The organism is Janthinobacterium sp. 78 (genome assembly GCF_003096775.1).
Classification (GTDB): Bacteria; Pseudomonadota; Gammaproteobacteria; order Burkholderiales; family Burkholderiaceae_D; genus Janthinobacterium; species Janthinobacterium tructae.
In genome coordinates, this window is sequence record NZ_QENT01000001.1 from 1,457,288 (window position 1) to 1,470,893 (window position 13,606).

Sequence of the window (13,606 nt, forward strand, 5' to 3'; positions counted from 1 at the left end):
AAGCCTGACATGATGGTCAGGTTGTCGACATACCACGATCATCAAGCTTTGTGAATAGTTTTTGACGCAATTTCTCAGTCCGTGTATAATCGCTGGTTCCCCCTGTTGTGTACGGCTTGCTTTGCGTAGCAGTGGGACAAATTCTTTCAACATTTGATGAGGTTTCAAATCATGTACGCGGTCATAAAAACCGGTGGCAAACAATACAAAGTTGTCGCTGGCGAAAAACTTAAAGTAGAACAGATACCGGCAGACATTGGTTCCGAAATCACCATCGATCAAGTTCTCGCAGTAGGCGCGGGCGACACCATTAAGTTTGGTGCGCCATTGGTCGAAGGTGCAACGGTACTGGTTACGGTTGTGGCGCATGGTCGCCATGATAAGGTCAAAATTTTCAAGATGCGTCGTCGTAAGCATTACCAAAAGCATCAAGGCCATCGCCAGAATTTTACCGAAATCCAAATCGTTTCGATCAACGGCTAATCGCCGCTGTTTGAATTAATCAGCTATCAAGGAGTCTTAAATGGCACATAAAAAAGGCGGCGGCACAACGCGAAACGGCCGTGATTCAGAATCAAAACGTCTGGGCGTTAAAGTCTACGGCGGCCAAGCTATCAATGCTGGCGGCATCATCATTCGTCAACGCGGCACGCCAGTGCGCGCCGGCGAAGGCGTAGGCATGGGCAAAGACCACACCTTGTTCGCGCTGATCGCGGGCAAAGTGAAGTTCGTTGTCAAAGGTGCTGGCTCGAAGCAATTCGTGACCGTTGTACCTAACGCAGCAGTACCAGCGTAATTCATCGCGGGGCGCCAGTTCGCTCCGCCGTGATCGCATGATGTAAGGCGCAAGCCTTCAATCGAAAGGCTCTGCCCAAGGTAGAGCCTTTTTAGTTTTATGGCGGCAAAATTATGAAGTTTATCGACGAAGCAAAAATCGAAGTCATCGCGGGCGATGGCGGCAACGGCTGCGCCTCTTTCTGCCGTGAAAAATTCCGGCCTTTTGGCGGTCCCGATGGCGGCGATGGCGGCAAGGGCGGCACCATTTGGGCAGTCGCCGACCGCAATATCAATACGCTCGTCGATTTCCGCTTCTCCAAAATGCACAAGGCTCGCAATGGCGAGCCTGGCCGTGGCGCAGATTGCTATGGCAAGGGCGCCGATGACATCCACCTGCGCATGCCGGTCGGCACCTTGATCATCGACAACGCGAGCGGCGAAATCCTGGCCGATCTGACCGAACATGGTCAGACCGAAATGCTGGCCAAGGGCGGCGAAGGCGGCTGGGGCAATATCCACTTCAAGTCCTCGACCAACCGCGCGCCACGCCAAAAAGGCGAGGGCAAGGAAGGCGAACGCCGCGAACTGCGCCTGGAACTGAAAGTACTGGCCGATGTGGGCCTGCTGGGCATGCCGAACGCCGGCAAGTCGACGTTCATTTCGGCCGTCTCGAACGCGCGTCCGAAAATTGCCGATTACCCATTTACTACCCTGCACCCGAACTTGGGCGTGGTGCGCGTGTCGCACGAGAAGAGCTTTGTGATCGCCGATATTCCCGGCTTGATCGAAGGCGCTTCCGAAGGCGCGGGCCTGGGCCATCAATTCCTGCGTCACTTGCAGCGCACGGGTCTGCTATTGCACATCGTCGACCTGGCGCCGTTTGAAACCAACGTCGATCCTGTCAAGGAAGCCAAGGCGCTGGTCAAGGAACTGAAGAAATATGACGAGTCGCTGGTCGACAAGCCGCGCTGGCTGGTGTTGAACAAGCTCGACATGGTGCCGGAAGAAGACCGCAAGAAGCTGGTGAAGGACTTCCTCAAGCGTTTCGCCTGGAAAGGTCCCGTCTTCGAGATCTCCGCGCTGAACCATCAGGGTTGCCCGGAACTGGTGAATGCGATTTATCAACATCTGGAAGCGAAGAAACACAGCGAAAGCCGTGCCGAAGAAACGCAGATGACCGAAGAAGCACGCGGTATCTCGTCGATCGACCCGGATGATCCGCGTTTCAAGATCCTCGATTAAGGTTGTATCCTGATGTCAGTACAGGCGGTCGCTGTCGCGTCTTCGCGCAAGCAAGCGTGGCAGCGCCGTGTATTGCATCTGATCGCGTATGCTTACGGGCTGAGCGTGGTCGCCTGCCTGCTGTTCGCCGATGAAATGGCGGCCGGCATGGGCATCTTCCTCAATGGCGTCAATGGCTACAGCCAGTTCTACGCCTCCCATGTCGGTGTCTGGGGCGCTACCGCGCTCCTGGCGCTGTTCGCAGCACGGCAGGGCGAACCGCCCATCCTCGGCGATATCACTGCAATGTTGGTCCTGGCGCAGCCCGCCGGCCGTTTGTACGCGGCCATCAGTTTCGGCTTGCCCCAGGGTTTTGTGTTGTTCATGTGCGCAATGGAGCTGACGGCGGGGCTGGCCTTGCTGCTGCTGCGTCCTGCGCGCTGACGTCTATTAAGTGAAGAGCGCCGCCCCATGGATTCCGTGATTCAAAAAGCTACCCGCATCATCATCAAAGTCGGCTCCTCGCTGGTCACCAACGATGGCCGCGGACTCGACCATGCCGCCATCGCGCGCTGGGCCGCGCAGATTTCCGGCTTGCGCGCGCTGGGCAAGGAAGTCGTGCTGGTGAGTTCCGGCGCCATCGCCGAAGGCATGCTGCGCCTCGGTTTCGAGCAGCGCCCCACCGATATCCACGAATTGCAGGCCTGCGCCGCCGTCGGCCAGATGGGCCTGGCGCAGATCTATGAAAGCAGCTTCCGCGCCCACCAGCTGGGCACGGCGCAAGTGCTGCTGACGCACGCCGACCTGGCAGACCGTGAACGCTACCTGAACGCCCGCTCCACCCTGACGACCCTGCTGCGCCTGGGCGTGGTGCCGATCATCAATGAAAACGACACCGTCGTCACCGATGAAATCAAGTTCGGCGACAACGATACCCTGGGCGCCCTGGTGGCCAACCTGATCGAGGCCGATGCGCTGGTCATCCTGACGGACCAGCACGGCCTGTTCTCGGCCGACCCGCGCAAGGACCCGAACGCCTACCTGATCACGCAAGGCGTGGCGGGCGATCCGGCCCTGGAAGCGATGGCCGGCGGCGCCGGCAGCAGCCTGGGGCGTGGCGGCATGCTGACGAAAATCCTCGCCGCCAAGCGCGCCGCCAAGTCCGGCGCCCATACGATCATCGCCTGGGGCCGTGACAGCGACGTGCTCAGTCGCCTGGCGCAGGGCGAAGCGATCGGTACGCAGTTGCTGGCACAAACGGGGCAGTTGACAGCGCGTAAGCAGTGGATGGCCGATCATCTGCACACGGCAGGCGCTGTCGTGCTGGACGCGGGCGCCGTGCAAAAGCTGCGCCAGGAAGGCAAGTCCCTGTTGCCGATCGGCGTGACGGGTGTGAACGGCGAATTCGGCCGCGGCGCCGTCATCACCTGCGTCGATGCCGACGGCGTACCCGTGGCGCGCGGCTTGTCCAACTACACGAGCGGCGAAGCGCGCCGCATCATGCGCAAGCCTTCCACCGAGATCGAGGCGATTCTCGGCTACATGGAAGGCCATGAGCTGATTCATCGCGATAATATGGTGTTGCTGTAGGTCGGATTAGCGCGTCGCGCGTAATCCGACAGCTCCACAGGCCAACAATGTCGTCGGATTACGGCGCCTTGCGCCTAATCCGACCTACGCAGCGACTCCATCGGCCCTATTCGGGCCGTTTTTTGCTTTACACCACGGCCGGCATCGGCGACTTGTCCTTGTAATCGCACAGGTCGGCGATCATGCAGTTCCAGCATTGCGGCTTGCGTGCAGTGCATGTGTAGCGGCCGTGCAAGATGAGCCAGTGGTGGGCGTCGTGCAGGAACTCCTTGGGTATGAATTTCAACAGTTTTTGTTCGACGATATCGACATTCTTGCCCGGCGCGATGCCGGTGCGGTTCGAGACGCGGAAGATATGCGTGTCGACCGCCATGGTCGGTTCGCCAAACGCCGTGTTCATGACCACATTCGCCGTCTTGCGGCCCACGCCGGGCAAGGCTTCCAGCGAGGCGCGGTCGCGCGGCACTTCGCCGCCGTGCTGTTCCAGCAGGATCTGGCAGGTAGCGATGACGTTCTTGGCCTTGGTGCGGAACAGGCCGATGGTGCGGATGTAGCTGGCCAGCTCGTCAACGCCCAGCGCCAGTATCGTGGCTGGCGTATTGGCGACCGGATACAGCAAACGGGTGGCTTTGTTGACGGACACGTCCGTCGCCTGCGCCGACAGCAGCACGGCGATCAGCAGCTCGAACGGCGTCGTGTAGTCGAGTTCCGTTTTTGGCGACGGATTGGCGGCGCGAAAGCGCGTAAAGATTTCCAGGCGTTTGGCAGCGTTCATGCGTCTTTTTTCGGCGTGGTGGGGGCGGGCGGTTCGGTCTGGGCGGCGGCGCTGGCGGCGGCCTTGGCGCGCGCGCGCTCCATGGCGGCGGCGATGATGGCGCGCTTGCGTTCCTTCTCCGCCTGTTCATCTTGTGTGACGGGCACTTCCTGTGTCACTTCCTGCATCTTGGCGACGGCCTTGGCGGCCAGGCGCGCGTCGTTGGCCTCGGCTTCGCGGCGCAGCCGCTGCGTGCGGAAATCGTGGCGCGCGCGCGCATCGTCGGCGTCCGCCTGGCTCCAGGCATCCCAGCCGGTGGCGTCGCCGCTGACGGGATACATCACGATGCAGTCGACGGGGCAGGGTGCCACGCACAGGTCGCAACCCGTGCACAGGCTGGTCACCACCGTATGCATCTGCTTGGCGGCGCCGACGATGGCGTCCACCGGGCAAGCCTGGATGCACAGGGTGCAGCCGATACACAGCGATTCATCGATGTAGGCGACAGATCGCGGACGTTCGAGGCCGTTGACGGGATTGAGCGGAATGACTTTTTTGCCCAGCAAGCCGGCAAGGCGCACGATGCCCTGGGCGCCGCCCGGTGGGCACTGGTTGATGTCGGCGCTGCCGGCGGCTATCGCTTCCGCATACGGGCGGCAGCCGTTGTAGCCGCATTTGGTGCATTGCGTTTGCGGCAGCAAGTCTTCGATCTGGTCGGCAAGTGAGGGAGGGGCAGGGTGCGGCACGGTCATCTTCGATACGGTAAAACGCCATTATCGGCCATCCGGCGCGCGCGCAAGTAAAAACCTGTTTCGTGAGAGGGATAAGGTGTGCCATGGCGAGCTGTTGTAGGCGCGCCGCAACCGCATTTTATTTCCTGCGGGAATGTCAAAGTGAAAATAAACAACTTTGCAATTTCTTTTTTTTGTGGGAGCATGTTTTTTATCAAGCCAGTCATCAAAAAAGCCGACCGCCAGTCCTGTTGCCGCGCCTGCGTTGCAAGGCGCGCCAGGCCATAGGAGCCAAACATGCGTTTCCTCCGGACAGTTGGTTTGCCCTTCTGTTTGCTCATGCACTCTGCGTTTGCCCTTGCGCACGGGCAGGCCGGATCTCCTATGGCGGCGCCGGGCGCTGCCAGTTCGCGCATCGTCCGTTTTGCTGCGGAAGACTGGCCGCCCTTCATTTCCCATAGCCTGCCTGCCGATGGCATGTCGGGCGCCATGGTCAGCGCCGTCTTCGAACGCATGGGCTATGTCGTCAAATATGAGTATTTTCCGTGGAAGCGCGCTATGCAGTTTGGTTTGAGCAGTCCCCGCTACGCGGGCTTCCTGGCCGTCTGGCGCACGCCCGAGCGGGAAAAACTCTGCCACTTTTCTGTTCCGGTTGGCAACACACAGGGGGTGCTGGCCTATCTGAAGGAGGATGGCGTGCCCGGTACCACCCTGGCCGAACTGGGCAAGCTGCGTATCGGCACCGTGGCCGGCTATTCGAATGGCGAGCAGTTCGATGGCATGGTGGCGCGTGGCGAACTGAAGACGGAAGAGGGCTTGAATGACGCCACGAATCTGAAGAAACTGTTCATCAAGCGATATCGCGTGATCGTCATCGAGCGCCACGTTCTGCAGCACTTGCTGATGGGACGCAACTTCAGCAAGGCCGAGCGTGAGCGCATCGCCATCATCGATACCGTCTTCAAGGAGCGCCCCGTGCATGTGTGCTTCCAGCGCACCGCAGACGGCGCGGTGCAGCAAAAACGCTTCAACGAGGCGGCGCGCGATATCGATACGGCCCGGCTGGAACGCGATTACTGGAAGCGGCTCGACCAGAGCCTGGCGACGGCGCCACCGAATCCCTGAGCTATCGCGCCACTGTTGTTCGTTGCCAAAACGAAATATCTAAATACGAAACCATTCGTTCTTGTTTGTTTGTCCATCCTTTAGTCTGCAACCACTGTGTTGACGACTTTGAAAGGATGTTTTCGTATGCTGGAACTGATACACAAGCACTACCCCGCACCCCGCCTGCGGCAACTGGCGCATGCCGTCTCGGTGGCCGTGCTGGCGCTGGCAGCGCCCGGCGTGGCGCATGCGCAAGCCGCGCTGGCTGCCGCCCCACTCGACGCCGTCATCGTCACGGGCGCGCGCGGCACGGGCCGCACGGTGGCCAACAGCGCCGCGCCCATCGACGTGATCAGCGCGCAGCAATTGCTGGCCACAGGCAAGTTGAACTTGCTCGATGCGCTGGACACGGCCTTGCCATCGTTTAACTTGCCGGCCCGCGTGCAGCCCGACCTGGGCAGCATCGTGCGCGCCGGGCAGCTGCGCAACCTCGACCCGTCGCATACGCTGGTGCTGGTCAACGGCAAACGCCGGCATACGACGGCCATCGTCAATGAGGATGGCTTTCCCGGTTCCGTCGCCACCGACCTGGCCCTGATCCCCACGGGGGCCATTGCCCGCGTGGAAATCCTGCGCGACGGCGCCTCGGCCATCTACGGCTCCGACGCCATCGCCGGCGTCATCAACATCATCCTGAAATCCGATGACAAGGGCAGCTTCAGCACGCAGCTCGGTTCCACCTACGAGGGCGACGGCACGAACGGTTCCGCGCGCATCGATGGCGGCACGCGTCTGGGTGAACACGGCTTTGCCCACTTCGGCGCCGAAGTCCAGCGCCAGGGTATCGCCGTGCGCAATTTCGGCTTGAATCCCGGCTATCTGTCGTATCCGGCCGTGCGCAACAGCGATGGCCAGCTGGTGAAATTGGGACCGAACAATAGCTTGCCGGCCGGCGCTTCGCCGAACCCGGGCGAAGCGAACCGCAACAGCAATCCATGGCGCAATACGGGCGTGCCGCAAAGCACGACCGCCTCGCTCAGCGCGAACGTCGGCTATGACGTGTCGAACGCGGTGCAGCTGTACGGCTTCGGCACGTATGCCCACCGCAATGCCCGTTCGGCGCAGAATTTCCGCCTGCCTAATACCATTTTCAATAACAACAAAGGCTTGCTGTCCGTGTATCCCGACGGCTTCACGCCGTATGAAACAACGAGCGAAAACGACTTTTCCTTGACGGGCGGCATCAAGGGCGAGACGGCGGGCTGGAGCTGGGATATCAGCAGCACCTACGGCCGCGACGATATCGACGTGGGCGTGGAGCACTCGGCCAATTACTCGCTGACCTATCCGGGTGGCAAGACGGATTTTGACATCGGCAACCAGCGCTACAGCCGCTCGACCACCAACGCCGACCTGCGCCGTCCCGTGCCGCTGGGCTTGAGCGAACCGGCCGACCTCAGCGTCGGTCTCGAGTATTCGCATGAAACGCAGCAGCGCAGCCCGGGTGAACCTGCTTCCTGGCAGGGCAGCGGCTCGTCGGCGCTGGCCGGCTACCTGCCCGTCGATGCGTCCGACACGGCGCGCCACAGCTATGCAGCGTATATCGGCCTGGGCGCCAAATTGACGCCGCAATGGCTGCTCGACACGGCCCTGCGTGCCGAAAAATATTCGGATTTCGGCAGCAAGACGACGGGGCGTTTATCTGCCCGCTATGACGTCACGCCCGCCGTGGCCGTGCGTGGTACCGTCAGCAATGGTTTCCACGCACCCAGCCTGGTGACGCAATCGTATTCGAATACGTCTGACCATGCGGGCGTTCCCTACACCCTGGCGCAGCCGAGCTCTGCTGCGGCGCGCGCCTTGGGCGCGCAAGCGTTGAAACCGGAAAAATCGACGAACCTGTCGGCCGGGCTGACCTTCAATCCGACGCCGACCCTGCGCTTTGCCGTTGACGCATATCAAATCAAGGTCAGCGACCGCCTGGGCGTGTCGTCGAACATCGGCATCGACCGCAGCTCGGGCGTGGCGCTTGACGGCAGCGGCCGGCCGCTGACGGCGGCGCAAGCGACCGTCATTGAAAACCTGCTGCGCTCGGCGGGGCTGACGGTAGGCAATGGCCTCGTCGCGCATTACTTTGCCAACGTGGGCGACACGCGCACGCGCGGCATCGATTTCACGGCGGAAGATGTGCTGCGCGTGGCCGAGGGCAAGCTGCGCTGGACGGCGGCGGCGAATCTCAACCATACGAGTCTGGTGGGCAAGGCGGCACTGCCAACGGTGCTGCAAGGCTTGCCGAATATCGGCACCCTGAGCAAGTCGGCCGAGTACGACTTGCTGTACCGCGCACCGCGCGACAAGGAGATCGTCACGCTGGCGTATGAAAAAGCCGGTTGGACGTTCAACCTGCGCGAGACGCGCTACGGCAAGCTCAAGCGCCTGAACGCCATCACGGGCGGCGATTATCAGCTGAAAGCCGCCTTCGTGACGGATGTCAGCGTCGGCTACGACGTCAGCAAGCGCATCAACGTGACGGTGGGCGCCAACAATGTCTTCGACCAGAAGCCCAGCCAGGTGCCGCGCGAAGCGCGCAGCGCGTCGAATCTGGCGCAGTACGCGGGGGCCTACGATAACTCGGGACCGCTTGGCGTTCTCGGCGGTTATTACTACGCACGCGCCACAGTGCACTTTTGAGCCGCCTTCTCTTCATACTTATCATCAAGAACAGGAATCCCATGTCTGACAACACGCAACACGCGGCCATCGATCTGGAATGGGCCAATCTCCTCTCGCCGCAACGCCGCACGGTCTTGCGCGGCGGCGGCCTGGTGGCGGCGCTGGCCGCTTCCGGCCTGGCGGGAACGGCTCTCGCGCAGGATGGCGCGGTAAAACGCGTCATGCCGCCACCTGGCAAAAGCCCGTGGGGCGAGCATACGGATACGGCGCCCACGCCGCGCCCTGTCAGCGTGCGGCCCGGCGAGGAAACCTTGCCGGGCAAGCCGCGCGCCTACACGGATATCGAGAGTTATCACGCGCATATTTATTTTGATGAAGACAGTTACCAGAAGGCGGCGCTGATACGCAAGTGGGCGGCCGAGCGCTTCCAGATCGAGCTGGGCGACTGGAACCTGGAGCCGCGCGGCCCGCACGTGACGCCCTCGTTTTATTTCGGCTTTACCAATGATTTGCTGCCCGTGATCGTGCCATGGCTGCAGTTGAACAGCCTGGGCTTGACGATACTGATCCACCCGAATACGGAAGATCCGCGCGCTGATCATCTGTATTACGCGCTATGGGTGAACCGTTCGCAGCCCGTGAATGGCTATGCGATGAAGAAGCCGGGGCCGGGCGAACCGCGAGTCGAGCAGATCTTTGTCAATACGCACCCGACAGTGAAAATCGAAACGTCGCGCGCATGAGCTGGGCATAAAAAAACGCCACGTCAGTGTGCACTGGCGTGGCGTTTTGATGGATATGCTGTGTATTAGCCGTGTTTCTGGATGAATTCGCCGATTTTCGGGCAAATGACCTCGCGCCAGCGGCGGCCCGAGAAGATGCCGTAGTGGCCGCATTTCGGCGCCACGAAATCTTGCTGCATCTCGGCAGGGATGCCGGAACACAAGTCATGCGCCGCCTGCGTCTGGCCGGCGCCGGAAATATCGTCCAGTTCGCCTTCTACGGTAAACAGCGCCACATTCGTGATGTCTTGCGGACGCACCAGCTGGCCGCCCACTTTCCAGGTGCCCGTCGGCAGGCTGAATTCCTGGAACACCGTTTTGATGGTTTCGAGGTAGTACTCGGCCGGCATGTCCAGCACGGCGTTGTACTCGTTGTAGAACTGACGGTGGCCTTCCGCCGGCTCGTCATCGCCCGTCACCAGGTGCATGTAGAACTCGCGGTGGCTTTGTGCGTGGCGGCCCGGGTTCATGGCGATGAAACCGGCGTGCTGCAGGAAGCCCGGATACACCTTGCGGCCAAAACCAGGGTAGTTCGGCGGCACCGCGTAGATCACGGTGTTTTCAAACCACGAGAATTTCTTTTCCGTCGCCAGGTTGTTCACTTGCGTGGGTGAGCGGCGCGGGTCGATCGGGCCGCCCATCATCGTCATGGTCTTCGGCATGTGCGGATCTTTGGCCGTCGCCATCAGCGAGATGGCGGCCAGCACAGGCACGGTCGGTTGACAGACGGAAATCACGTGCAAGTCAGGCGCCAGCAGGCGGATGAATTCCTGCACATAGTAAATGTAGTCGTCCAGGTGGAACGGGCCTTCCGTCAGCGGTACCATGCGCGCGTCCGTCCAGTCGGTGATGTAGACATCGTGCTCGGCCAGCAAGCCGCGCACGGTATCGCGCAGCAGGGTCGAGTGGTGACCGGACAGGGGGGCAACCAGCAAAACTTTGGGCTGTTGCAAGCCAGTGGCTTCTTTTTTGAAGTGAATCAGGCGGCAAAACGGTTTTGTCACGACAACGTGTTCGCGGATCTCGACGCTCTCGCCCTGGACGAGCACGGATTTGATGTCGAATTGCGGTTTTTCGTAGTCTTTGCCAAGGCGGTACATCAGCTCGTAGCCGGCTGCGATGCGTTGCGAAAACGGAGTGTGGGCCAGTGGGGAAACCGGGTTGGTAAATAACTTGGAGGACATGTCTGCCCATTGCATCACCGGAGTGAGGAAAGAGCGTTGCAGTTCGTGCAGTTGGTAAAGCATATAGAGTCCTTGTTTAATTCCAAGCGCCAATATCGGCTCAAATATCATAATCCAATTCTACGATATTTGTTGAGGACAAAATGTGCTTTACTGCGCATAGGTCCATAGTTTGCGCATCGATGTGACAGCGCGCCACACTTGCGTGGATAGACCTGCAACGATGTTTTAAAAGCAAAAAAAGCAGCGTTTCCGCTGCTTTTTGTACCTTTATTTGCCGCTACGCCCCGGCGGGGAGGACGATCTCCATCGGAATGACCGCCGCAACTGCCGTGCGCTTAGCGCACCAGCATGTCGAGCTTGTCCTTGACGTCCTTGTATTGCTCGGCTTCCGGCAAGGCAGCCTTCGTCTTGGTGATCGAAGGCCAGTTACGAGCCAGATCGACGTTGATCTTGATGAAGGCTTGCTGGTCGCCCGGCACGTCTTCTTCCGCGAAAATCGCGTTCACCGGGCACTCTGCCACGCAGACGGCGCAGTCAATACATTCGTCCGGATCGATCGCCAGGAAGTTCGGGCCTTCCCGGAAACAATCTACCGGGCAGACATCGACGCAGTCGGTGTAGCGACAGGCGATGCAGGATTCGGTGACAACGTGGGTCATAACAGTCCTATCAATTTTTGGGGGAGGTGCTGTAGCGCCTGCAGGAACCTCGGCGGCGCATACTAAAGCAAAGCATTGTATTTTAAGGCAATTCGCTATTTCTCACAAATCCCGCTTATATACAATACGTATAAGCAAATTCATTTTTTCGCGTTGCCGTTGCCGTGCAGAGAGTGCAATTCAGCGACTATCCGGGACGTTGCCATGACGAACGCGGCAAGAAAGCGACAATCGCCCGATGCGGCAGGGCGCAGTGCGGGCGGCGAGTTGACTTGCCGTGTGGTGTTTTTGTTTTACTCAAATCAAGATCGACACCCAATACATGCCAGAAAAATCAGGCGCTGGCACGTATTTGCGTCAGCAACTGTTGCCAACGTGCATTTTCGGCACTGCCATCCTCGGCAAACGTGATGGTGCGGCGCGCGGTGGGCGCGTCAACGGTGATCTGCCAGCGGGGGATATCGGCGCCCAGCTGTTCTCCCGAGGCTTGCTGATGCGTGAAAAAGCCGCTACTGGCTAGTGCCGCTTCCAGCCCGGGGCCAGCCGGATGGGCTTGCGTATCGATATCATACTGTTCACTCAGGCCGGCAAAGCCGCCGCTGCTGCGGGCTGAAATTTTCATGCTGCTCCTTGTTGTCGAGGGTGGTGGGGCCAGTCCGGCAAGTTTGACGCGGGCGCGCTGGTGCGCAGTTGTACTATTTATCGGGCGCCGTAACTGCGGCACCAGGCGGCCAGCGCTTCGCGCTCCGCTTCAAGCAATTGATCCGACTCGCTGTATTCCGCGTGGTTCATGGTACCGCAGCAGGCGCGCCTGTCTTGCACGGCGCCGTCCCCGTCGACGATGTCGGCGGCAAAGCTCATCTGGCCATCCTCCGTCATGGTATTGGCCTTGAGTACTTCGCGCACGGTAAAGCTGTTGCGGATGTAGTCCAGGTAGGCGCCGTTGCCGTCGGCCTCGGCGATCGTCAGCATGTGGCCGGCCACGTCGGCATACGTGGCGGCTTGCTCGGGCGACGCCACCAGGGCGCGCAGGACGAGGCTGCGCAGGTAGTCGCCGCAGCGGTGCAGCACGGCCGCGTCGTCTTCCAGCTGGGGGGCGCGTTCGTGGGCAAAGATGTCGGCCAGGATGTCGTAGATGGCCCCTGTAAACACTTGCGAGATGGCGTGCACTTCCGTGCCTGCTTCCGACAACTTGATGTCGTTGTCGGCATTGCGCAAGCCGTTAGGCCGGCCCAGGGCCAGGCCGAACTGTTCCGCCAGGTCGGCCAGGAAGGTCTTGTCGTGCAGGTCGGACTTGGTTTGGGCGATCACCGCTTCCACCTGGTCCAGCTGCGACAGGGCCAGGAAGATGGCGGTCAGGTCGCCGAACGATTCGTGCAAGCCGCCCGTTTGCGGTGGATTGTTACTGAGCAGCCAATTCGGTTTCAGGCCATCGAGCACGGCGTGTCCCGTTTCATGCGAGACGATGTCGAGCGAGCGGCAGGTGTAGACGCGCTCGGTGGCACCGCTGGGGATGAAGTCGCCGAACTTGAGGGCCTTGTCGCTACGGCTGTAGTACGCGTTCATGACATTGGGCAAACCGTGCGGGAACACACGCAGGGGCGCCGTATTGCTGGCGCTATTCCATTGCCAGGGCAGGGGCGGCGCCGTGTCGTTGCTGGCCAGCGCGCGCTGGTACATGGTGAGCGTCATGCGCACGATGGCAAAGGTGTGCACGGCATCGAACTGGTCTGTGTTGGGCGAGACGATGAAGTCGCCGAAGGCATTCGGACTGACCTGCGCGATGCCCGGTTCGCCAAACGTGATGCGCGCGTCGCGCGGGCCTTGCAGGGTCAGGCCGGGCAGGAAGGTCTTGCGCGTGCCCAGGTCGCTGACGGACGGGTCTTGCTTCCAGATCAGCACGCGCGAACCGACGGGCACGGCGGCCAGGTTGCGGGCCGTTGCCTCGCTCAGGCGGGGCGGGCCTGGCTGCAAGGTCAGTTGCGCATTCTTGCGGTGCTGGCGGTACGGCGCCGAGGGGGTAGGGACATAGCCGACGGGCAGGGACACGCATTTGGTCAGCACGGCTTCGACCGGCACGATGACTTTCTGGTCCATGGTAGCTCTCCAAGATACGCGCAGCTGG

The 13,606-nt window shown here is 60.7% G+C and carries 15 protein-coding genes; 8 read left to right on the top strand and 7 right to left on the bottom strand.

What is annotated here, in order from left to right:
- Window positions 1-171 precede the first annotated feature (171 nt).
- The 5 genes from rplU (at window position 172) to proB (ending at window position 3,588) form a co-directional block, all read left to right on the top strand.
- Window positions 172-483 carry a 50S ribosomal protein L21 gene (gene rplU / locus C8C92_RS06470; protein WP_038500602.1) on the top strand — a complete coding sequence of 104 codons (312 nt, stop codon included), beginning with the start codon at window positions 172-174 and terminating at the stop codon, window positions 481-483.
- A 40-nt stretch (window positions 484-523) separates the two neighbouring features.
- Window positions 524-796, top strand: a complete 273-nt coding sequence (rpmA, locus tag C8C92_RS06475) for a 50S ribosomal protein L27 (RefSeq protein ID WP_010395157.1) — start codon at window positions 524-526, stop codon at window positions 794-796.
- A gap of 113 nt (window positions 797-909) precedes the next feature.
- Complete coding sequence (gene obgE / locus C8C92_RS06480) at window positions 910-2,019, top strand: GTPase ObgE (RefSeq protein WP_096234008.1); 1,110 nt, start codon at window positions 910-912, stop codon at window positions 2,017-2,019.
- 12 nt (window positions 2,020-2,031) lie between these two features.
- Window positions 2,032-2,442 (top strand): hypothetical protein, encoded by a 411-nt coding sequence (locus tag C8C92_RS06485; protein WP_099760489.1) that lies wholly within the window; start codon window positions 2,032-2,034, stop codon window positions 2,440-2,442.
- Window positions 2,443-2,469: 27 nt separating this feature from the next.
- Entirely contained in the window at window positions 2,470-3,588 is a 1,119-nt protein-coding gene (proB, locus tag C8C92_RS06490; RefSeq protein ID WP_116743303.1) for a glutamate 5-kinase, read from the top strand.
- Window positions 3,589-3,715: 127 nt separating this feature from the next.
- Here proB and nth read toward each other — a convergent pair whose 3' ends face one another.
- From nth to C8C92_RS27135, 3 genes are read right to left on the bottom strand one after another with little or no spacing between them, the layout of a single operon-like run.
- Window positions 3,716-4,363 (bottom strand): endonuclease III, encoded by a 648-nt coding sequence (gene nth, locus C8C92_RS06495; protein ID WP_034782448.1) that lies wholly within the window; start codon window positions 4,361-4,363, stop codon window positions 3,716-3,718.
- Window positions 4,360-5,094: an electron transport complex subunit RsxB gene (gene rsxB / locus C8C92_RS06500; RefSeq protein ID WP_116743304.1), complete on the bottom strand. Its 735-nt coding sequence runs from the start codon at window positions 5,092-5,094 to the stop codon at window positions 4,360-4,362. The genes nth and rsxB overlap by 4 nt, the downstream gene beginning before the upstream one ends.
- Window positions 5,091-5,414: a hypothetical protein gene (locus C8C92_RS27135; RefSeq protein ID WP_133250699.1), complete on the bottom strand. Its 324-nt coding sequence runs from the start codon at window positions 5,412-5,414 to the stop codon at window positions 5,091-5,093. Before C8C92_RS27135 ends, rsxB begins: the two co-directional genes overlap by 4 nt.
- Window positions 5,415-5,457: 43 nt before the next feature.
- Here C8C92_RS27135 and C8C92_RS06505 point away from each other — a divergent pair, with 43 nt between their 5' ends.
- From C8C92_RS06505 to C8C92_RS06515, 3 genes are all read left to right on the top strand, one after another.
- On the top strand, window positions 5,458-6,198 hold the full coding sequence (locus C8C92_RS06505) for a transporter substrate-binding domain-containing protein (RefSeq protein ID WP_116743305.1): 741 nt from the start codon (window positions 5,458-5,460) through the stop codon (window positions 6,196-6,198).
- Window positions 6,199-6,324: 126 nt separating this feature from the next.
- Complete coding sequence (locus C8C92_RS06510) at window positions 6,325-8,871, top strand: TonB-dependent receptor (RefSeq protein ID WP_116743306.1); 2,547 nt, start codon at window positions 6,325-6,327, stop codon at window positions 8,869-8,871.
- Window positions 8,872-8,912: 41 nt separating this feature from the next.
- A complete protein-coding gene (locus C8C92_RS06515; RefSeq protein ID WP_116743307.1) occupies window positions 8,913-9,596 on the top strand; it encodes a DOPA 4,5-dioxygenase family protein in 684 nt (227 codons plus the stop codon).
- Window positions 9,597-9,661: 65 nt separating this feature from the next.
- Here the strand turns inward: C8C92_RS06515 and phaZ are convergent, their stop codons facing one another.
- The 4 genes from phaZ to C8C92_RS06535 all read right to left on the bottom strand — a co-directional run bounded on the left by phaZ (window position 9,662) and on the right by C8C92_RS06535 (window position 13,578).
- The gene (gene phaZ / locus C8C92_RS06520) at window positions 9,662-10,882 is read right to left on the bottom strand and encodes a polyhydroxyalkanoate depolymerase (protein ID WP_071079215.1); all 1,221 of its coding nucleotides are present in this window, start codon (window positions 10,880-10,882) and stop codon (window positions 9,662-9,664) included.
- A gap of 275 nt (window positions 10,883-11,157) precedes the next feature.
- A complete protein-coding gene (gene fdxA, locus C8C92_RS06525) occupies window positions 11,158-11,481 on the bottom strand; it encodes a ferredoxin FdxA (RefSeq protein ID WP_010395176.1) in 324 nt (107 codons plus the stop codon).
- A gap of 334 nt (window positions 11,482-11,815) precedes the next feature.
- Window positions 11,816-12,103 (bottom strand): protealysin inhibitor emfourin, encoded by a 288-nt coding sequence (locus tag C8C92_RS06530; protein ID WP_099760482.1) that lies wholly within the window; start codon window positions 12,101-12,103, stop codon window positions 11,816-11,818.
- A 77-nt stretch (window positions 12,104-12,180) separates the two neighbouring features.
- Window positions 12,181-13,578 (bottom strand): hypothetical protein, encoded by a 1,398-nt coding sequence (locus C8C92_RS06535; protein WP_116743308.1) that lies wholly within the window; start codon window positions 13,576-13,578, stop codon window positions 12,181-12,183.
- Window positions 13,579-13,606: the final 28 nt, after the last annotated feature.